Origin of the sequence: Arenibacter hampyeongensis (assembly GCF_002909255.1) — a bacterium.
GTDB lineage: Bacteria > Bacteroidota > Bacteroidia > Flavobacteriales > Flavobacteriaceae > Arenibacter > Arenibacter hampyeongensis.
Map to the genome: position 1 here is coordinate 54660 of NZ_PIOB01000007.1, position 20040 is coordinate 74699.

Consider the following 20040-nt stretch of genomic DNA (forward strand, 5'->3'; position numbering starts at 1 on the left):
TTTGTTTAACGATATATGGTCTGGGTCCTATCTGGTCCTACCGAAACAATCTTGATGGGGACTTCCAGTTCTTTTTCCAAGAACTTTATATAATCCATTAGGGTGTCCGGAAGTTCATCTGACTTGCTCATTTTGGTCAAGTCTTTTGCCCAACCCTTCATTTCTGTATAAACCGGGGTAACATATTCCGGTTCTATACTATAGGGTAAATGTTTTATTTGGTTCCCCTTATAATTGTAAGCAGTACACACTTTTAATTTTTTAAATCCACTAAGCACGTCCGCTTTCATCATCATCAATTCCGTTACTCCATTAATTTCAACGGCGTATTTAAGGGCTACCAAATCCAACCATCCGCAACGTCTAGGTCTACCTGTGGTTGCGCCAAATTCATTTCCTACCCTGCCCATGGTTGCACCGTCTTCGTCAAAAAGTTCTGTGGGGAACGGTCCACTGCCTACACGGGTGGTATAAGCTTTGAAAATACCTAAAACCTTACCAATTTTATTAGGTGCTACGCCCAATCCGGTACAAGCTCCCGCCGCTGTGGTGTTGGAGGAGGTTACAAACGGATATGTTCCAAAATCGATGTCCAATAAGGATCCTTGAGCACCTTCCGCCAATATTTTTTTGCCTTCCCTCTGTGCATTAAAAATATACTCTTCACTATCAATGAAGGTCAGTTTTTTTAATTCTTCAACAGCCATAAAAAAGTCTGCCTCCAACTCCTTTAGGTCGTATTGGATCTCTACATTGTAAAAGCTGATCATTGCCTCGTGTTTGTTGGCCAATGCTCGGTATTTTTCTTTCCAATCAGAAAATTCAAGATCACCTACCCTCATTCCGTTCCTGCCCGTTTTGTCCATGTAAGTTGGGCCAATACCCTTAAGGGTAGATCCAATTTTGGCCTTGCCTTTGGCAGTTTCAGAGGCCGCATCCAATAGGCGATGGGTTGGCAAAATTAGGTGTGCCTTTCTAGAGATAAATAGTTTGGACTTAATGTCTAGATTGAATTTCTTAAGATTGTCGAGCTCTTTTTTAAAGATAACCGGATCAATAACTACACCGTTACCGACAATGTTAACCGCTGTTTTGTGAAAAATTCCTGAAGGAATGGTGTGCAAAACGTGTTTTATACCATCAAATTCTAATGTGTGGCCAGCATTGGGGCCGCCTTGGAAACGTGCAATAATGTCATAGTTCTTGGTTAAAACATCAACTATTTTCCCTTTTCCTTCATCTCCCCATTGGAGTCCTAGTAGTAAATCTACTGCCATTCTTTATGTAATTGGATTAATTATTCGTGTTCTCTTCTTTGATTCTTGTCCCGTAAAAATAGAGTGAGTGTGTATTGATCTTTATTTTGAAAACTTCCTCAATGGTCTGTTTTATACTTTGGATGCGGGGATCGCAAAATTCCATGACTTCACCAGTATCAGTAAGGATAACATGATCGTGCTGTCGGTCAAAATATGATTTTTCGTATTGGGCCTGATTTTTTCCAAATTGGTGTTTCCTGACCAATTTGCAATCCAATAAAAGTTCAATAGTGTTGTAAAGTGTAGCCCTGCTTACGCGATAATTTTTGTTTTTCATGGTAATATAGAGCGATTCTATATCGAAATGCTCTTCGCTCTCGTATATTTCCTGTAATATTGCGTAGCGCTCAGGTGTTTTTCTATGCCCATTTTCCTCTAAAAAAGTGGTGAAGACATTTTTAACTATTTCTTGATTCTTATTTTCGCCCATAGCATTTACCCAGCGTTAGGGTACAAATGTACAGTTAAAATTTAAATTCTGGTTACTTTATCGATGCCGTTGATCTGCTTTAGTTTATCTATAACTTTTTTAAGGATGGCATTGTTTTTTACAACAAGTGTAATTCTCCCTGAAAAGGTGCCGCCCTCCGTACCGAAATTAATATTTCTCATATTCACATGTAAATTTCCAGAAATAATCTCTGTAATTTCACTTATCAGCCCTAAGTTGTCTATCCCGGTCAGCATTATTTCTACCGTAAATTCTTCCTGTGAGGAATCTATCCATTTGGCGGAAATGATCCTGTAGGCATAATTGGATTGTAGTGAAATGGCATTTGGACAATTCTTTTTATGTACCTTGATACCATCATTTACACTTACAAAACCAAATACCTCGTCTCCCGGAATGGGATTACAGCATTGGGATAATTTATATTCCAACTTGTCTTCTTCCTTTCCAAAAACGAGAGTGTCAAACTTGGTCGTTATTTCATCTTTATGGATGTCCTCTGGAACAGGGTGCTTCCTCATCTTATTCTTGAAGAAGCTTATAAAGGCGTTGCTGTAAGAAGCGGCAAAATCCTTTAACATTTGATTGTCAATGGCGCCTATAGCGACCCTATAAAATAGATCCAAACTGGTCTTTAATTTAAAAAAGACGACCAATTTGTTTATTGTATCCTCATTAAGCGTAATTTTTTGAGATTTAAGTTTACGTCTTAGGATTTCCTTACCGTCCTGTGCAGTGGACTTTTTTTCTTCCCTTAAAGAAGATTTTATCTTGGCTCTGGCTCTTGCTGTTGTGGCATAGTCCAACCAGCTCTGGCTTGGCTTGGCTGTATCGGAAGTTAATATGTCCACTTGGTCACCACTATTTAAAGTAGTGTTCAGGGGTACCAATTTTCCATTTACTTTGGCTCCTCTGGTGTGCATACCAACTTCAGTATGGATGTTAAAGGCAAAATCCAATGGAGTGGCCCCTTTGGGAAGGGATTTTAATTCTCCTTTGGGTGTAAATACAAAAATCTCTTTGGAATAGAGGTTAAGTTTAAATTCTTCAACAAAATCAACCGCATTGGTATTTGCATTTTCCAAAGCTTCCTGCAGTTTGTTCAGCCATTCTTCTATGCCCTGTTCTTTTTGATTGCCATGCTTATATTTAAAATGGGCAGCATAACCTTTCTCGGCAATCTCGTGCATTCTCTCACTTCTAATCTGAACTTCTACCCATTTGCCCTTTGGTCCCATTACGGTAATATGCAGGGCCTCGTAACCAGTGGATTTCGGGGAGGAAATCCAATCGCGCAAGCGTACAGGGTTGGGTGTGAAATGATCGGTAACAATGGAATATATTTTCCAGGCTATAAACTTTTCGTTCGGACGGTCCGATTTATAAATAATTCGGATAGCAAATTTGTCATATATCTCATCAAAGGAAACATTCTGTACCTTCATTTTTCGGCGAATCGAGAATATGGATTTCATCCGGCCTTTTATAAAGTAATTGAGCTTTTCCTTGTCCAAGGATTCGCTGATTACCCCGGAAAAAGCATCAATATAGGCCTGTTGTTCTTCTTTGGATTCTTCAATTTTACCTAAAATATCGTCGTAAACATCTGGCTCCGTGTATTTAAGGCTAAGGTCTTCAAGTTCGGTCTTAATATTGTAAAGACCTATTCTGTGTGCTAATGGAGCGTAAATGTAAAGGGTTTCCGAGGCTATCTTTACTTGCTTGTGCTCTGGCATGGAATCCATGGTGAGCATGTTGTGATACCTATCGGCTATTTTTATGATGATGACCCGCACATCATCATTTAAAGTTAATAGCATTTTTCTAAAATTCTCCGCCTGTTGGGATATGTTCATATCCTTTTTTAGGTGGGCAATTTTAGTGAGTCCGTCCACGATTCGTGCTACGGTTTCCCCAAACAAACGTTCTATGTCTGCCAAGGTGTATTCGGTGTCCTCAACCACATCGTGAAGAAGGGCGGACGCTATGGATACTGCATCCAAACCCATTTCGGAAGCCACAATTTTCGCTACGGCAATAGGGTGAAAGACATATGCTTCACCAGATTTTCTTCTTTGATTTTTATGTGCATCTACGGCAATATCAAAAGCAGAGCGTATCAATTTCTTATCCTCATCGTTAAGACTTTGGTAGCTTATACGGAGCAATTCCTTGTATTGCTTGGCAATCTCCTTATTTTCTTTTTCTATTGCTGCTTCGGTCATCATAAATTAAAAATAGCACAAACTCTGATAGTAGACAACAAAAATTATGCCTTTAAGTTTTGAATTCTGGACATTAAGGTCGGGTGCGAATAGTGCATAAAAACATAGGCTGGGTGAGGAGTGAGATTGCTTAGACTGTTCTTAGATAATTTTTTTAATGACGTAATAAGGGGTTTGGAGGCAAAAGTGTTTTTAGCATAATCATCCGCCTGATATTCAAATTTTCTGGACATGGCGTTCATGACCAATCCTGTGACTTCAGAAATGGGGCTGTACAATATTCCAAAACCGATCAGTGCTGCGTGAAAACTTGGTTGAGAAACACCTATGGCCAAAGATACCTCTGGGTTGTTTATGAAAATGGACAGAATAAATAAGGTAAACCCGGTAAGTAAAATGGAGGCAGATAAATTAAAGATTATGTGTTTTCTTTTGTAATGTCCCACTTCATGTGCCAGCACGGCAACGATTTCATCCTCTTCTAGATCGTTGATCAGCGTGTCGTACAGGGTAATTCTCTTTTCTTTACCGAAACCCGAAAAATAGGCATTGGCCTTTGTGGACCGTTTTGATCCGTCTATAACAAAGATATTCTTGAGCTCAAAGCCTACATTTTTCGCATAAGCTTCAATTTTACTTTTTAAACTACCTTCTGCTAGGGGAGTTTGTTTATTAAAAAGGGGTACAATCAGTTTACTGTAAAAAAGGTTCATAAAAAGTGAAAAGACAGCAACGAGTGCCCAGGTATAAATCCAAAAGTTGGTTCCCGCCCATTGAAAAAACCAGATGACCAATGCCAATATTCCTCCGCCAAGAATCATCATCATGACCCATCCCTTGATTTTATCTGTCCAGAACAACTTTTTGGTACTCTTGTTAAAGCCGAATTTTTCCTCAATAACAAAGGTATGGTAATATGAAAAGGGGGTAGTTATTATGTCATTCCCAATCATGATTATTCCAAAAAATATAAGTGCAATTAAGATGGGGTTGTCACTAAGACTCCTTGCCATCATATCTATCCAATCAAATCCTCCAAATATCAAAAACATCAAGGTCAATGTTAATGAGAAGACAGAGCTGACAAGTCCAAAACGATAGTTGATTTTTTTGTACTCCTGGGATTTTCGATATTCTTCCTGGTCAAACACATCACTTAATTCGTTTGGGACAACATCGGAATAGCGTTTGGCATTTAAGTATTCCAAAAAGGTTTCAATGAAAAATTGTATTGTCAATATGGCTATTATGGTATAAAAAAGGATGCTACTGTTCATTTAAAAAATTAATGGGTTTGAATATTAATTTGGAGTGCAGTTTTTAGTATTTAGAATCTACTTCTAAAATCCCCTTTGTCTCCTTGCTTCAAAGATAAGTATTGCAGCGGATACAGAAACATTCATGGAGTCTATTTCTCCATGCATTGGAATAATAATGTTTTGCGAGGACTTGTTGAGCCATTCCTCGGATAAACCAGTAGCTTCCGTACCCACTACTATGGCCGTCGGTTTGGTGTAATCTACTTCCGTATATGGTTTGGAAGCACTTAAGGCCGCACAGTTGATCTCTATATCGCGATTTATTAAGTACTGAATAATCTCTTGTGTGGAACCTAGGGCCAAATTGGTTGTAAATACGCAGCCAACGCTGGACCGGATTATATTGGGATTGTACAGGTCGCTCTTTGGATTGGCAATAATTACGGCATCTAGATCGGCGGCATCCGCGGTACGAAGAAGGGCTCCTATATTGCCAGGTTTTTCGGGCGCTTCTGCTACCAGAATTAAAGGGCGGTCGTTTCTTAAATGCAATGATTCCAGTGAATGTTCCTTGGTTACTGCAACGGCCAAAATGCCCTCCGTGGTATCCCTATAGGCCAATTTCTGAAAAATCTCTCTCGAAATGGCTATAATTTCTGGCTTTGTTGAAATGCTTTGTATTAGACCCAAAATAGTATCATGGGAAACCAAATCAGGATAAAAAAGGATGGTCCTTAAATCATATGCACCTTTAATGGCAAGCTCAATTTCCTTGATCCCCTCGATGACAAAAAGCCCATTTTTTTTTCGTTCACGGGATTTTTCTTTTAATAATAGGATGCTCTTTATTAGAGGGTTGTGGGTACTGGTAATTTCTTTAAGGTGGCTCATCGCAGCAAAAATAATATATTATTGTTAACTTAATTAGAGTTGTGCGACGAATGGAGCAACTAAAGATAAGTACAATGAAATATATGATCGTAGTGTTGATGTTGGCTAGCGTGTTATCCTGTAAGATGGAAAACAAGGCAAAGGAAGTTGATACGGAATTGGCCAAGCCCAAAACGGAATCAATTACAAACTTGGAGCGATATCCTGAACTACTAATAAAGGTTTTTGAGGCTCACGGGGGCTTGGCGAATTGGAAAAACCAGAGAACCTTGGTCTTTAAGCTGGGGGAGGAGCTACACACGATCGATCTACATTCTAGAAAGGATAGGATAGAAGGACCGGGGTATGTCCTTGGGTTCGATGGTGAAAAGGTATGGCTTCAGAGCAAGGGAAATGCTTATAAAGGTGATCCGGTATTTTATCACAATCTAATGTCTTATTTTTTTAGTATGCCCTTTATGTTGGGTGATAAGGGAATAGTTTATGATGATACCGAAGATATAGTGTATCAAGGGGTTAATTACCCTGGTATTGCCATAAGATTTAAGTCCGGTGTAGGCACATCATATAAAGATGAATACTTTCTGCATTACGACCCCAAGACCTTTGAAATGGCTTGGCTTGGATATACAGTGAGTTACCGTAGTGGTGAGCGTTCCGATAAGGTAAATTGGATTGGATATCACGATTGGGAGGAAGTAAATGGACTAAGGGTCCCAATGGCCTTGACTTGGTACGGTTCGGAAGGGCGTACAATTAAAGAACCAAAAGAGCCAGTTGTTTTTGAGCAGGTGGCGTTTAGTGAGCATACCAAACAGGATAGTTTCTTTGAAAAGCCCAATAATGGAGTGTTTGTTGAAGGAAAAGTGCAAGACTAGGTTGTTATTTATTCCGTTGGTATTTCTAAACTTGAACTCTACATTTTTACTGTATTGAAAAAATGTCCGGAAGTTGGGAAAATTGCGTTTTTTTCTACTTTTTCTTATGCTGATGTAATTTATTGTTGGTTCATAACATCATGTAATTTTACAGGGGATTTTGCCGATAATAGTTTACCAGTAGTGATACAACGGCATTGTAGCTTTTTATTCCGTCTTTCTGATTGTTGGCTTTTAAAAAGGTATTGAATATGGATTTAAAAACTGGTTCCATTGGATTTTCATATGCCTCATAAAAGTTGGCAAGTTCCTTATAGTTCTTTTTTACACCAGGATTAAGTTTGCTGTATTCCCTTTTAAAGACATCTTGGTCCCACTGTACAAGTTCATTGAGACAATAACTAAGGGCATAGGCGTAAGCAGCATATTTAAAATAAATATCTTCATTGTTGACCGTTACCAAATACCCTATAAAATTGGTTTCATTTTCGGCCGAATATCCCAATTGATGTCCAATCTCATGGCCACATATGACCGGGAATCTAAAATTGGGTAGCCTGTCATTGGTTTGTGCCTCATTGGTAAATGGGTTTAAATACCCGCCATATCCCATATAGGTCAAAGCGGTGCTAAAAATTGAAGTCTTTAGACTGGGTCGATTGTAAGTGAATAAGGGTATTTGTTTTCCAAGGGATTTATAACCTTTTAAAGTGAGCTCTGAAATTTCTTTTTTGGTATAGGGGACTTCAACTATTTTACCAGTGTCCTTGGTAATTTGAAAATGGATCTCATTGGTTTTCAAAATAAGTTGATCTATCAGGTTCATCAAATCCTCATGACTGTGTTTTCCACCTATTTCCAATGATTTGGCAAGGGGTTCACGGTAATAATTTAATCCCCATAGGAGATAAAATGTAAAGTATGCTACGGATAAGACCATGGCAATATCCCTTAAAAATCCGAGAAGGTTTTTTTTAATGGCAACTCTGTTAACAATGACATAACTTATTCCCAAGACAATCAGAAGTGCGTATATTATATCGCCAACGGAAAAGGGAATCCAACCCAAGATAGTGCGCCAAAATCCGGAAATAACGGGGTATAGGCCTAGGCTATAGTATGTTTCAATTAATTCGGGATAATTCCCCAACCATTTTACCAAGATTACCTGGGGTACTATTGATAGGGCAATCAGGGTTTTCATTTTTTTGTTCATCCATTCAAAAATAACCAATAATCTAGCATGGTTGTTTTTCTATCTGTATTTTTGAATATATAATTTTGAATATGAACAAAGAAATAAGGAATTTAGAGCCTAGCAATATCTGGAATAAATTTGCTGATTTAAACGCAGTGCCAAGACCTTCCAAACATGAGGAACGCGTAATAGAATTTATGATGGAATTCGGGAAAGCCCTTGGCCTTGCAACAACCAAAGATGCCGTGGGTAATGTAATTGTCAAGAAACCAGCCACTATGGGCATGGAAGATAGAAAGACGGTTATCCTCCAATCCCATTTGGATATGGTACATCAAAAAAATGCTGAGACCGATTTTGATTTTGGTTCCCAAGGAATAGAAATGTATGTGGACGGAGATTGGGTAAGGGCCAAAGGAACAACATTGGGGGCCGATAACGGTCTGGGAGTTGCTACCATAATGGCGATCTTGGAAAGTACTGAAATTCCCCATCCTCGATTGGAAGCCCTTTTCACTATTGACGAGGAAACCGGAATGACCGGGGCAAAAGGGTTAAAGGGTGGCTTATTGGAAGGTGATATTTTGTTGAATCTTGATACGGAAGATGATGATGAGATCGATATTGGTTGCGCTGGAGGTATGGATATTACCGCCACTGGAAATTATGTGGCAGAAACTTTGCCAGAAGGATCCATAGGGTATAAAATAGCAGTAAAAGGACTTTCCGGAGGCCATAGTGGGATGGATATCCATAAGGGACTAGGTAATGCCAACAAGATCATGAATGCTTTATTGTTAAAGGGACAGGAGCATGTTAATTTACGGGTTTCGGAAATTAACGGTGGAGGCTTAAGAAATGCAATTCCTAGGGAAAGTACCGCCTTGGTGGTGATAAATACTTCGGAATCTGATAAGTTTAATGCCATGTTTCAGGATTGGGCCCAAGGTTTGAAAAGGGATTTTGCCACTATCGAGCCCAACCTTAATATCGTTGCTACGCCCTCAAAGACTTCAGAATCGCTAATGGAAGCCCAAGGGCAGCAAACCTTATTGAGAGCCATTAAAAATGCTCATAATGGGGTGTACGCTATGAGTGAGGCGATGGATAATTTGGTTGAGACCTCAAATAATGTGGCAAGGGTAGAAGTGTCGAATGGAGCCATTAAAATAGCATGTCTTACAAGGTCATCCATAGAGTCGGGTAAAAAGGAATTGGCCAAAAATCTACAACTGAATTTTGAAAAAGCAGGGTATGAAGTGACTTTAAGTGGTGATTATCCAGGTTGGGATCCCAATCCTGATTCTGATGTTTTAAAGCTGTTGCAATCCAAATACGTGGAATTATTTAAGGAACAACCCAAGGTGGTGGCATGTCATGCGGGTCTGGAGTGTGGTATATTGGGGCAGAATTACCCAGATGTGGATATGATAAGTTTTGGGCCGACCATTAAAGGAGCACATTCTCCTGATGAGCGGGCCAGTATATCATCATTGCAAAAATTTTGGAAGTTTACCTTAAAAATTTTGGAGGAAATCCCAAAAAAATAGTGGAACCCCTTAGTTAAATTATTAATTGGATATTAATGAACAAGGGGAAGCATAATTTTTGTCTCAGCCTTAGGAAGGTATGTCCAATTTAGCTGGCACTAAATTATTTTTCTAGGTTGGCATCTTAAAATTCCTTATTTTTAAAAGAAACAAAGTTAAATCCGTTATGGGAATTAAAAGTTTTCAAGGGCGCAGAATTCAACAACCTAGCGAGGAACCACCTCTAAGGGTATGTGATTATATGACCAGAAAGCTGATTACTTTTAAGCCTGAACAATCCGTGGAGGAGGTAATTGTCTCCCTTTTAAAGTACAAAATTTCAGGTGGTCCGGTCGTGAACGATGATAACGAATTGATCGGGATGATTTCTGAAGGCGATTGTATAAAACATATAAGCGAAAACAGATATCATAATTTGCCTAGCTCCAATTTGACCGTGGAGGGACACATGATTAAAAATGTGGAAACCATTGACGGGAATATGAATATTTTCGACGCAGCCAATAAGTTTTTGAATGAAAAACGCAGACGCTTTCCGATAGTGGAAAATGGAAAATTGGTCGGACAAATTTCCCAAAAAGACATTTTAAAAGCTACCTTGAAGCTTAAATCCCAAAACTACAAATAAGTTTTCTTACGATTTTTTGTTTTGGAATCAGTTCGTTGTATTTTCTATAGGAATTACAATAGTTTATTAATTAAAAAGTCGCCTGTTGGTTTCCTATTTATGGAAACCAACAGGCGACTTTTTCTATTGTGAAATGTAATTATGGGGCTATTCCCGTAATCTCTAAATCAAAGACCAACTTTGCGTTAGGAGGAATTGGTCCGTAGCCGGCTTCACCGTATCCTAAATGTGAAGGTATAAACAAGCGAACCTTATCGCCAACCTTCATTTGCATAAGACCTTCCTTAAAACCTGGGATTATCCTTGCCTCCGGGCTATAATCCATAGGAATGGCTTCATATCCACGGCCATGTTTTCTAGCCTCGTCGTACACTCCGTATTTTTTGGCAATCTCTTCGAAATTACTGTCAAAAAGTGACCCATCGGATAAATACCCAGCATATAGAACGTTTACCTTCTGACCTACTTTGGGTTGTTCTCCATCGCCTTCGGCCAAGGTAAGTATTTTAAGGCCCGAAGGAAGTTCTTTGGCCGTAGCTTCCTCTGCGGCAAGCTGGGCTACGAAATCGGTTTTCATTTTCTCCATTGCCTTGGCTTTTTCCTCTGCCTCGGCAAAGTAATCGCTCATTACTTTTGCAGCATCAAATTTTTTGGCCTCCTTACCATTTCTAATAATTTCAACGGTGTTCATGACAACATCTGTAATTGGTCTGTCGTCTTGCGCTGTTTTAACATTGGCTATGGAATCAACAACATCCATTCCTTCAACAACCTCCCCAAAAACAGTATGTCTGCCGTTTAAAAACGGGGTTTCCTTATGGGTAATAAAAAATTGACTTCCGTTGGTAGTAGGACCGGAATTGGCCATAGAAAGGATACCGGCTTTATGATGGGTAAGTGAATCGTTAAATTCGTCCTTAAATTTATACCCTGGATTGCCCATACCCGTACCAGTGGGATCTCCCCCTTGAATCATAAAGTCTTTAATGACTCTGTGGAAGATGATGCCGTCGTAGTATTTTTTTCCTTTTAGGCTGTCACTAACAAAGGGATTTTTACCTTCTGCAAGGGAAATAAAATTGGCAACGGTCAACGGGGTTTTTTGGTATTCCAATTTTAGCACAATTTCACCTTGGGTAGTGGTGATATCCGCAAAAATACCATCGCCCAAATCGGCATGCTTGCTAGATTTACAGCTTGAAAATGCAATGGATACAATTGCCAATAATAAATAAATTCTCTTCATTTTACTTAATTTTAATTGTTGTCTTTTTGTTTATCGATCTTTAAAATGGTAATAGTGGATTTAATGGGGATGTTCACCCCAATTTTATTATTGTCCCCGTGATACCCGTAAGCTAATGAGGACGGGAATAAAAACGTTGCACTTTCATTCTCTTTTAAAAGTTTTATGCTATTCCTCAAGCCCGGAAAAAGGTCCTGCTTATCTACCTTATAAGTAATAGTTCCAATATGTTCCTTGGAATAAATGGATTCGTTGCCTAAACTGATAACGTTGTATTCGAGGAATACCAAGTCGTCTGTCTGTGGGTAATAATCGGAGTCGTTGTTCTTGGATATATAATGGTACCACGAGCCAATGCCGCTGGAGATATAGGTATTCATGGAATCATTTTTAATAATTTCCATTATTTGTTTTTCCTCTTTGGCCAATAGATCCTTATTGCGTTCCACTGATTTATGTAGAATGCTTCCCGACTTAACTTTAACCGGTTTCCGTGGTTCTGGACCTTTGCAGCCGATAATGGCAATAATCAGGAAAAAGAATAAAAAGTGTTTCATGCGTTTAAATCAGCTTTGTATTGGGATAATAAGGATTTAAATAAGTTTGTGGTTTCTTCCATGGAAACATCACTTCGCCCACCTGCTGCATTGGTATGTCCACCTCCATTAAAATGGGCTCTGGCGAATTCATTAACAGAAAAATCACCTTCGGAACGAAAGGATATCTTAATTATACCCTCTTCTTTGTTTTCGATAAAAATGACTGCAAAGACTATTCCTTCCAAGGTTAAACCGTAATTCACGAATCCTTCGGTATCTCCCTTTTTATATTCATAAGCGTCCAATTCGGCTTGTGATAGGGTAATAAAGGCAGTGTTAAACTCCTCTAAGATTACCATGTTTTTTAAAGCACAACCCAACAGGTGTAATCTGCTCGGCGTATTGGTATCATATACTTTATTATGCGCTTCTGTATTTTTTGCACCTCTTTCAATTAATTTGGCCACAACGGTATGGGTTCTGCTGGTGGTGGAAGAATACTTAAAAGAGCCGGTATCGGTCATGATACCTGTATATAAAGAGATTGCAATCTCAGGCGTAATGTATTCTATATCATTTAGGCCTTCAATCACATTGTAAACCATTTCACAAGTAGAACTCATGCTAACATCCGAGTAGGTAATCTTTGCGTAATCATCAGGTTCTTGGTGGTGATCGATCATCACAAAAGTTGCGGACGCATCTTCCAATAAAGGCTGCAATTGTCCAATCCTTCCAAGATGATTAAAATCTAAGGTAAATATAACAGAGGCCTTGCTGATGAGCAGTTTGGCCGTTGAAGAGTCTTTTTCAAAATTTAAGATATGTTCGGTTCCCGGCATCCATTTCAAGAATTTAGGAAAATCATTGGGTACAATAATGGTAGCGTCCTGACCCTTGCCCTTCAAATAATGCCATAGTCCTAAGGTAGAACCAATAGCATCGCCATCCGGATTTTTGTGGGGTATAATTACAATTTTTTGTGGTACGTTCAGTAACGTCTTAATTGCTTTTGTAATTTCTAAATTCATGCGCGCAAAGATACAATTTAATAATAAATGCCATTGTTCCATGTACCTATTTTTACAATGTATTTAAACAGAGGTTTGCCTCGCTAATAATGCGGTATTTTTTACAACATGAAAAAATACTGGAGGCTTGGATAGTATGGGGCAAATGGTTAAAATAGAGGAAAATTAATTCAGGAAGGATTTAAACGTCCCTGTGGATTATGTACAGGGACGTTGTTGTAATTTAGGCATATCTTAATTATTATTTCCGTAACAATATTGAAATTATCAGGAACAATAAAATTTTAGTTAGTGTAATCATAATAAAAGTTTTAATGGTTAATGAATAGTGTAATAATCGATTATCCATTCAAGATATACAATACCTAAGCAGATTTCCAAAATTGGATAGCGGAATAAATATAATTGAATACAATATTGTAATAAAAATAATCAAATGAATTCCATTTTTTTAAAATATCCCTTAATCGTAGTTTAAATATTAAACAATAAATGACACTACAGCTATTAATATGTAACTTTATAATGTATGTTTTAAGGTGTTTTCTCAATTGCAAGGAGTTTTTTATTGAAAAAAGGCCATTTTTTATCGTTTTCGTTTGGAATCAACGTAATTTTTGAAAGGTATTTTATATTTCCAAAATTTTTATTGAAAGTCAGGTATAAGGAAAAAAAAGTGTGATTCTTGGTTATATTTGTCGGAAAACCTTTTAATGCTGGATATATTTTTTATTGTTCTGGGACTTGTGTTGTTGATTGCTGGAGGAAATTGGCTTTTAAAGGCAGCAGTGGCCCTATCCTTAAAGCTTAACATTCCTAAGATTGTTATAGGGATGACAGTGGTCTCCTTTGCTACCTCTGCGCCAGAACTTATAGTAAGTGTAAATGCCGCTTTGGAAGGCTTTCCCGATTTGGCGCTGGGCAATGTAGTTGGTTCCAATATTGCCAATTTGGGTTTGGTGTTGGCAATAACCGTTATTCTTAGTGGTATAGAAGTGAAAAAAAGCTTTTATACTACAGATTGGCCAGTTATGATGGTGGCATCGATGTTGTTTTTTGGGTTTATTTATTTTGATGGCGAAATTCAGAGACATGAGGGCCTAGTCATGTTGGTCGTACTCCTTGTATTCCTAGTGTATTTATTACGATTTCAGAAAACCGCCGTTGTTGATGAATTACCTGAAGATGATGTTCCTTTGCCGCTATTTAAAACGGTATTGTTTTTGGGTTTAGGTGGTCTTGCCCTTTGGGGGGGGTCGGAACTATTGATAAAAGGTGCGGTGGGTTTGGCTACTTTTTATGGCGTTAGTGAACGGGTAATTGCCGTAACCGTGGTATCTATAGGCACCAGTATTCCGGAATTGGCGGCCTCCATAATTGCAGTACTGAAAAAGGAAAAGGCCATCTCTTTGGGAAATCTTATTGGATCCAATATTTTTAATCTTCTCGCTGTTTTGGGAATTACAGCAATGATAACACCTATTAGGGTAGTGGATCAACGCCTGCTGAGCAACGATATTTTTTGGATGTTGGGAGTTTCTTTCATGATTCTTCCATTGGTGTTTTTGCCAAAAGGCCTTCGATTAGGGTGGAAGGATGGGGTAATCCTTTTAGCCGTTTACGTTGTATTTGTATATTTAACGATAACCTAAAAAGCGGGATCATATTTTGTTTATGGGAATAAAATGGAACATTATAGCTTTCTTAATTTTGTTTTGTACAGTTGGCCATGGTCAAGAAAGCGCATATGTAAGTGGAATGCTACTCGATGCCGAAACTATAGAACCTATTTCCTTTGCCAGTATTAGGGTCAAGAATAGGGCCGTGGGGGTGATTTCAAACAATGATGGCAGCTTTAGGATCCCTCTTAAATTTAGGGAGCTTAATGACACTTTGGAGATGACCTCTATGGGCTATGATTCCAGGGAAATTATAATTGGCGATTTATTGACAGATGAGCTCAATAGGTTGTTTTTAAACCCAATGCTTATCCAATTGGATGAGGTTACTTTAAAGGCTTCCAAAAAAAGAGGAAAAGACAGAAATACTGGAAATAATAAAAGGCCCAATTCTGCAGAGGGGATTATTGCTCAGGCTATCAAAAATATTCCGTTGAATTATCCCTTTGACCCTCAGTCCTACGTTGGTTACTACAGGGATTACCAATGGAAATCAGGAGGTTATACCAATTTGAATGAGGCGATTGTTGAGGTTTTTGATAAGGGTTTCGGGACTTCTGATTATGAGGATTCCAATACAAGGATTTATGAGTACTCCAGAAACATGAACTTTCCAATTGATTCTTTAAGTGAAAGGCTATATGACTATGGCGAATACAAGACCAAGACTATCCCCAAAGCTTTTTTAAAAAGTTACGGGGGCAATGAGTTTGTAATTTTACGTATCATGGATGCCATTAGGAATTATAACACCTTTTCCTATTCCTTTGTTGATCATTTGGATACCGATTTTTTAAAGAACCATGATTTTTCTCTGGAAGATGATACTTATTTGGACGGGGAAGCATTGTATGTTATAGACATATATAAGCACAATTGGAAGTTTATGGTCCGGGGCAGGATTTATATTTCAAAGGATAACTTTGAAATCGTTAAATTGGAATATGCCACCTATGACGCTTTATTGGGGACGAGAAAAATAAGGAAGACCAGTAAAAGAATAGAGGATAGATTGCTCTACCGAACTGTAGTGGAGTACAAGAAACAGAATGACAAAATGTTTCCCAGTTACATTTCCTTTAGTAATAAATTTGAGGTAAAAGTACCACCGGTTTTTACCGCCAAGAATGTGTTTATAGACTATGAAAACAAGCTATTTGAAGTTGTATTTAATAGGGTACCCTTGAATTTCAAGGTGCTTAAAGATAAGAATTACAATATTAGTTATAAAGGCAGGGGCATAGATATCGAGAAAATTGTTCTTGCGGATAGTGTAACCGTTCAGTTGTATCCCAAGATGAACCTTGGAGATCAGGCCTTGGAGGTTTTTCACACGGATCCAGAGGATATAGCCAAAGATGATTTTCAAATAGTCATGGATAACATTATTGATTTGGATGGGAATAAGTTGGATTACTCCGAGACGTATTCCTTAATGCAGTTCAGGGAGTTTTTTGTACAACAGCAAAAGCCACTAAGACATAATCCGGATACTAGTCTTTTTATGGATAAAAATTGGCCTATATTCGAGGATCAGCCTATTGTGAAACCTGATAATTATAGCGATTTTTGGATGAACACTCCATTGCTTAACGAAGGCACGATTTTAAAATAGGGACAAATAAAAAACCGCCCCTCTTATAACAAGAGGAACGGTCGGTAAAAATAATCAACAATTATTTTTATTCTCTTTATATTTTAACCGATTTAACAGTTTTAACGATTCTACCGGCAATTTTGTATGGATCACCGTTTGAAGCTGGTCTTCTATCTTCCAACCAACCTTTCCAGCCTTTTTGAACTGTAATGATCGGAATTCTAATAGAGGCACCCCTGTCGGAAATACCATAACTAAAGTCATGTATAGAGGCTGTTTCGTGCTTTCCTGTTAAACGTTGATCGTTGAACTCACCATAAACTGCAATGTGCTCTTTAACAACTGGACGGAAGGCTTCACATATTTTTTCGTAAACTTCTCTTGACCCACATGTTCTCAATGTAGTGTTGGAGAAATTCGCATGCATTCCTGAACCATTCCAATCCGTATCACCAAGAGGTTTAGGATGGTATTCAATATAGTAACCATGTTTTTCAGTTAATCTATCCAATAGATATCTGGCAACCCAAATCTCATCACCTGCTCTTTTGGCGCCTTTGGCGAACAATTGAAATTCCCATTGTCCACAAGCTACTTCTTGGTTTATACCTTCGAAGTTTAAACCTGCATCGATACAGGCATCTGCATGCTCTTCTACCAAATCACGACCATGGGTATTTAGACCGCCAACAGAACAGTAGTACATACCTTGTGGTTTAGGATATCCACCTCTAGGGAATCCTAAAGGAAGCTCCGTTTTAGTATCCATTATGAAATATTCTTGCTCAAACCCAAACCAGAAGTCATTATCTTCATCTTCAATTGTAGCTCTACCATTGGATATGTGCGGAGTGCCATCGGCATTCATAACCTCGGTCATTACCAAATATCCATTAATACGATGTGGATCAGGATAGATAGCTACTGGTTTTAACACACAGTCAGAAGATCCTCCTTCAGCCTGGCGGGTTGAACTTCCATCAAAGGACCAGATTGGGCAATCTTCCAATTTACCACTGAAATTTTCCTCAACCTTAGTTTTACTCCTCATGTTTTGTGTGGGCTCGTACCCATCCAACCAAATGTATTCTAATTTAGACTTGCTCATAATATTTCTTGTTGATTTTTATTATTAACGCAGACAAAAATAATAATTTTCATCATATACGCCATTTTTTAGTGGGTTAAATGACAATATTGTCGTTATTTTTTTTGAACCCCCTATTTTTTGTGGGGTAAATTATTAAATAGTTATTTTTTGTGGTATATTTTAATGAATTGCTATTTTTGTCAAAAAAGTATTTATGTCAAATCAAAGGTTTAATGCCATAGCAAACAGTCATACCCGGAGTAAAATAGAGGTTGAGGAGACCGGGAGGCGTTCAGATTATTTTGGGGTGAATGTGTTTAATGAGCAACGAATGTTGCAATATTTGACCAAAGATGCATATGACAGGGTGAAGGCAGCAGTAGTGTCCGGCGCCAAAATAGATAGAAAAGTTGCCGACCAGGTGGCGGAGGGTATGAAAACATGGGCTATCTCCATGGGAGCCACACACTATACACATTGGTTCCAACCACTTACAGGGGCAACTGCAGAAAAACATGATGCTTTTTTTGACTTTTCACCAGAGGGAAGGGTGATGGAGAAATTTGGGGGAGGCCAGTTGGTTCAGCAGGAGTCCGATGCTTCTAGTTTTCCTAATGGGGGTATTCGTAATACTTTTGAAGCTAGGGGCTATACGGCATGGGATCCAACATCGCCGGCATTTTTATATGGCACTACCTTATGTATACCCACTGTATTTGTTGCGTATACCGGTGAGGCCTTGGATAATAAAGCTCCATTGTTGAGGGCATTGGGTGCAATGGACGAGGCAGCTACTGCCGTGGCAAAGTACTTTGATAAAAATGTGACAAAAGTTAACGCCACCTTGGGATGGGAGCAAGAATATTTCTTAATTGACAAATCCTTGGCATTTTCACGTCCAGATATAAGTTTAACAGGCCGAACATTGGTAGGGCAGACTGCTGCAAAAGGCCAACAATTGGATGATCATTATTTTGGGGTTATTCCAAGCCGGGTGTTGAATTTCATGAAGGAACTGGAAATGGAGTGCACTAAATTGGGTATTCCTGTAAAAACAAGACATAATGAAGTAGCACCGAACCAGTTTGAATTGGCGCCAATTTTTGAAGAAACCAATTTGGCGGTAGATCACAATCTATTGCTTATGGATGTCATGGAGAAAATTGCTGACAAACACTTCTTTAAGGTGCTTTTTCATGAAAAGCCCTTCAAGGATATAAACGGTTCTGGAAAGCATAACAATTGGTCATTGGCCACAGATACTGGCGTTAATTTGCTTAGCCCTGGCTCCACCCCCATGAAAAACCTTCAGTTTCTAACTTTTTTCGTGAACACTATAAAAGCCGTGGATAATTACGAGGAATTATTGCGTTCTTCCATAGCTTCTGCAAGTAACGACCATAGATTGGGTGCCAACGAGGCTCCTCCAGCCATCCTGTCGGTTTTTATCGGGGAACAATTAAACGAGGTCCTAAATGAATTGGAAGGTGTTACCAAAGGTAAATTATCCCCCGAGGAAAAGACGGAATTAAAGTTGAACGTGGTAGGTAAAATTCCGGAAATTTTATTGGATAATACGGATCGTAATCGCACCTCCCCATTTGCCTTTACAGGAAATAAATTTGAAATGCGCGGCGTAGGTTCCAAATCCAATTGTGCAAAGCCAATGACCGTCCTAAATACCATTGTGGCCAAACAGCTTATTGCCTTTAAGAAAGAAGTGGATCTATTGGTGGACAAGAAAGGACTTAAAAAGGATGAGGCCATTTTCAATGTCCTTCGGGAATATATTAAAACCTCAAAAAGGATTAGATTCGAAGGGGATGGTTACAGTGAAGCCTGGGAAAGTGAGGCAAAATCCCGTGGCTTGAGCAATAATAAGAATACTCCACAGGCATTACAGGTACTTACCTCCAAGGAAAGCTTGGCATTGTTCAAGTCTATGAATGTCCTGAGTGAAATAGAGGTAAGGGTCCGTCAAGAAGTAGAGTTGGAGGAATATATCCTTCATATTCAAATAGAGGGCAGGGTCTTTAATGAGCTTGCTTATGGATATATTATTCCGGCTGCAGTGGAATATCAGAATAAATTGATAAAAAATGTGGTAGGTCTAAAAGAGATATACGGTGCCGCCCATAAAAAAATGTCCGAAAGTCAGTTGGACATCGTGGAGCGAATTTCTGAGCATATCCGTGCCATTAAAATGAAGACCGATGCCATGGTGGACGAAAGAAAGAAAGCCAACAATATGTCTGATATAAACAAGAAGGCCTTCGCCTACTGTGACAATGTGAGACCTTATTTTGATGAAATTCGCTACCATTGCGATAAATTGGAGCAAGTGGTAGGAGACGAATACTGGCCCCTGACAAAATATAGGGAACTGTTGTTCATTAAATAATTTGGACATTTTTAATTTATTGGATTAAAAGCCCACAATTTGTGGGCTTTTTTTTATG

General features: G+C 38.7%; 16 protein-coding genes. 6 read left to right on the forward strand and 10 right to left on the reverse strand.

Features of this window, described 5'->3' with window-relative positions:
• Positions 1 to 5: 5 nt before the first annotated feature.
• The 5 genes from CWD91_RS16340 to CWD91_RS16360 all read right to left on the reverse strand — a co-directional run bounded on the left by CWD91_RS16340 (position 6) and on the right by CWD91_RS16360 (position 6145).
• A complete protein-coding gene (locus CWD91_RS16340) occupies positions 6 to 1277 on the reverse strand; it encodes an adenylosuccinate synthase (RefSeq protein WP_103442042.1) in 1272 nt (423 codons plus the stop codon).
• A 16-nt stretch (positions 1278 to 1293) separates the two neighbouring features.
• On the reverse strand, positions 1294 to 1749 hold the full coding sequence (locus tag CWD91_RS16345; protein WP_103442043.1) for a Fur family transcriptional regulator: 456 nt from the start codon (positions 1747 to 1749) through the stop codon (positions 1294 to 1296).
• 41 nt (positions 1750 to 1790) lie between these two features.
• Entirely contained in the window at positions 1791 to 3995 is a 2205-nt protein-coding gene (locus tag CWD91_RS16350) for a RelA/SpoT family protein (protein ID WP_103442186.1), read from the reverse strand.
• A gap of 44 nt (positions 3996 to 4039) precedes the next feature.
• Positions 4040 to 5272 (reverse strand): M48 family metallopeptidase, encoded by a 1233-nt coding sequence (locus tag CWD91_RS16355; protein ID WP_103442044.1) that lies wholly within the window; start codon positions 5270 to 5272, stop codon positions 4040 to 4042.
• A gap of 63 nt (positions 5273 to 5335) precedes the next feature.
• A complete protein-coding gene (locus CWD91_RS16360) occupies positions 5336 to 6145 on the reverse strand; it encodes a TrmH family RNA methyltransferase (protein ID WP_103442045.1) in 810 nt (269 codons plus the stop codon).
• Positions 6146 to 6219: 74 nt separating this feature from the next.
• On the opposite strand from CWD91_RS16360, the gene CWD91_RS16365 reads away from it, so the two are divergent.
• Positions 6220 to 7023, forward strand: a complete 804-nt coding sequence (locus tag CWD91_RS16365) for a DUF6503 family protein (RefSeq protein WP_103442187.1) — start codon at positions 6220 to 6222, stop codon at positions 7021 to 7023.
• A gap of 148 nt (positions 7024 to 7171) precedes the next feature.
• Here CWD91_RS16365 and CWD91_RS16370 read toward each other — a convergent pair whose 3' ends face one another.
• The gene (locus CWD91_RS16370; RefSeq protein ID WP_239985821.1) at positions 7172 to 8227 is read right to left on the reverse strand and encodes a DUF3810 domain-containing protein; all 1056 of its coding nucleotides are present in this window, start codon (positions 8225 to 8227) and stop codon (positions 7172 to 7174) included.
• Between the two features lie 83 nt (positions 8228 to 8310).
• Here CWD91_RS16370 and CWD91_RS16375 point away from each other — a divergent pair, with 83 nt between their 5' ends.
• Together CWD91_RS16375 and CWD91_RS16380 are read left to right on the forward strand one after the other, a co-directional pair.
• Positions 8311 to 9771 carry an aminoacyl-histidine dipeptidase gene (locus tag CWD91_RS16375; protein ID WP_103442047.1) on the forward strand — a complete coding sequence of 487 codons (1461 nt, stop codon included), beginning with the start codon at positions 8311 to 8313 and terminating at the stop codon, positions 9769 to 9771.
• 166 nt (positions 9772 to 9937) lie between these two features.
• Positions 9938 to 10399: a CBS domain-containing protein gene (locus CWD91_RS16380; RefSeq protein WP_103442048.1), complete on the forward strand. Its 462-nt coding sequence runs from the start codon at positions 9938 to 9940 to the stop codon at positions 10397 to 10399.
• Positions 10400 to 10538: 139 nt separating this feature from the next.
• Here the strand turns inward: CWD91_RS16380 and CWD91_RS16385 are convergent, their stop codons facing one another.
• The 3 genes from CWD91_RS16385 to CWD91_RS16395 are packed head-to-tail and all read right to left on the reverse strand — an operon-like array spanning position 10539 to position 13215.
• A complete protein-coding gene (locus CWD91_RS16385; protein WP_103442049.1) occupies positions 10539 to 11645 on the reverse strand; it encodes a peptidylprolyl isomerase in 1107 nt (368 codons plus the stop codon).
• Positions 11646 to 11656: 11 nt separating this feature from the next.
• On the reverse strand, positions 11657 to 12202 hold the full coding sequence (gene gldI / locus CWD91_RS16390; RefSeq protein WP_103442050.1) for a gliding motility-associated peptidyl-prolyl isomerase GldI: 546 nt from the start codon (positions 12200 to 12202) through the stop codon (positions 11657 to 11659).
• On the reverse strand, positions 12199 to 13215 hold the full coding sequence (locus tag CWD91_RS16395; protein WP_103442051.1) for a DHH family phosphoesterase: 1017 nt from the start codon (positions 13213 to 13215) through the stop codon (positions 12199 to 12201). The genes gldI and CWD91_RS16395 overlap by 4 nt, the downstream gene beginning before the upstream one ends.
• A 713-nt stretch (positions 13216 to 13928) precedes the next feature.
• On the opposite strand from CWD91_RS16395, the gene CWD91_RS16400 reads away from it, so the two are divergent.
• Positions 13929 to 14867 (forward strand): calcium/sodium antiporter, encoded by a 939-nt coding sequence (locus CWD91_RS16400; protein WP_103442052.1) that lies wholly within the window; start codon positions 13929 to 13931, stop codon positions 14865 to 14867.
• A 22-nt stretch (positions 14868 to 14889) separates the two neighbouring features.
• Positions 14890 to 16509, forward strand: a complete 1620-nt coding sequence (locus CWD91_RS16405; RefSeq protein WP_103442053.1) for a carboxypeptidase-like regulatory domain-containing protein — start codon at positions 14890 to 14892, stop codon at positions 16507 to 16509.
• A 76-nt stretch (positions 16510 to 16585) separates the two neighbouring features.
• On the opposite strand, the gene CWD91_RS16410 is transcribed toward CWD91_RS16405, so the two are convergent.
• Complete coding sequence (locus CWD91_RS16410; protein WP_103442054.1) at positions 16586 to 17599, reverse strand: glutamine synthetase beta-grasp domain-containing protein; 1014 nt, start codon at positions 17597 to 17599, stop codon at positions 16586 to 16588.
• A 196-nt stretch (positions 17600 to 17795) separates the two neighbouring features.
• Here CWD91_RS16410 and CWD91_RS16415 point away from each other — a divergent pair, with 196 nt between their 5' ends.
• A complete protein-coding gene (locus CWD91_RS16415) occupies positions 17796 to 19982 on the forward strand; it encodes a glutamine synthetase III family protein (protein ID WP_103442055.1) in 2187 nt (728 codons plus the stop codon).
• Positions 19983 to 20040 lie beyond the last annotated feature (58 nt).

Excerpts from the sequence above, each read along its gene's own strand:
- CWD91_RS16340 (WP_103442042.1), bottom strand. The coding sequence starts at position 1,277 with ATGGCAGTAGATTTACTACTAGGACTCCAATGGGGAGATGAAGGAAAA.
- CWD91_RS16345 (WP_103442043.1), bottom strand. The coding sequence starts at position 1,749 with ATGGGCGAAAATAAGAATCAAGAAATAGTTAAAAATGTCTTCACCACT.
- CWD91_RS16350 (WP_103442186.1), bottom strand. The coding sequence starts at position 3,995 with ATGACCGAAGCAGCAATAGAAAAAGAAAATAAGGAGATTGCCAAGCAA.
- CWD91_RS16355 (WP_103442044.1), bottom strand. The coding sequence starts at position 5,272 with ATGAACAGTAGCATCCTTTTTTATACCATAATAGCCATATTGACAATA.
- CWD91_RS16360 (WP_103442045.1), bottom strand. The coding sequence starts at position 6,145 with ATGAGCCACCTTAAAGAAATTACCAGTACCCACAACCCTCTAATAAAG.
- CWD91_RS16365 (WP_103442187.1), top strand. The coding sequence starts at position 6,220 with ATGAAATATATGATCGTAGTGTTGATGTTGGCTAGCGTGTTATCCTGT.
- CWD91_RS16370 (WP_239985821.1), bottom strand. The coding sequence starts at position 8,227 with ATGAAAACCCTGATTGCCCTATCAATAGTACCCCAGGTAATCTTGGTA.
- CWD91_RS16375 (WP_103442047.1), top strand. The coding sequence starts at position 8,311 with ATGAACAAAGAAATAAGGAATTTAGAGCCTAGCAATATCTGGAATAAA.
- CWD91_RS16380 (WP_103442048.1), top strand. The coding sequence starts at position 9,938 with ATGGGAATTAAAAGTTTTCAAGGGCGCAGAATTCAACAACCTAGCGAG.
- CWD91_RS16385 (WP_103442049.1), bottom strand. The coding sequence starts at position 11,645 with ATGAAGAGAATTTATTTATTATTGGCAATTGTATCCATTGCATTTTCA.
- gldI (WP_103442050.1), bottom strand. The coding sequence starts at position 12,202 with ATGAAACACTTTTTATTCTTTTTCCTGATTATTGCCATTATCGGCTGC.
- CWD91_RS16395 (WP_103442051.1), bottom strand. The coding sequence starts at position 13,215 with ATGAATTTAGAAATTACAAAAGCAATTAAGACGTTACTGAACGTACCA.
- CWD91_RS16400 (WP_103442052.1), top strand. The coding sequence starts at position 13,929 with ATGCTGGATATATTTTTTATTGTTCTGGGACTTGTGTTGTTGATTGCT.
- CWD91_RS16405 (WP_103442053.1), top strand. The coding sequence starts at position 14,890 with ATGGGAATAAAATGGAACATTATAGCTTTCTTAATTTTGTTTTGTACA.
- CWD91_RS16410 (WP_103442054.1), bottom strand. The coding sequence starts at position 17,599 with ATGAGCAAGTCTAAATTAGAATACATTTGGTTGGATGGGTACGAGCCC.
- CWD91_RS16415 (WP_103442055.1), top strand. The coding sequence starts at position 17,796 with ATGTCAAATCAAAGGTTTAATGCCATAGCAAACAGTCATACCCGGAGT.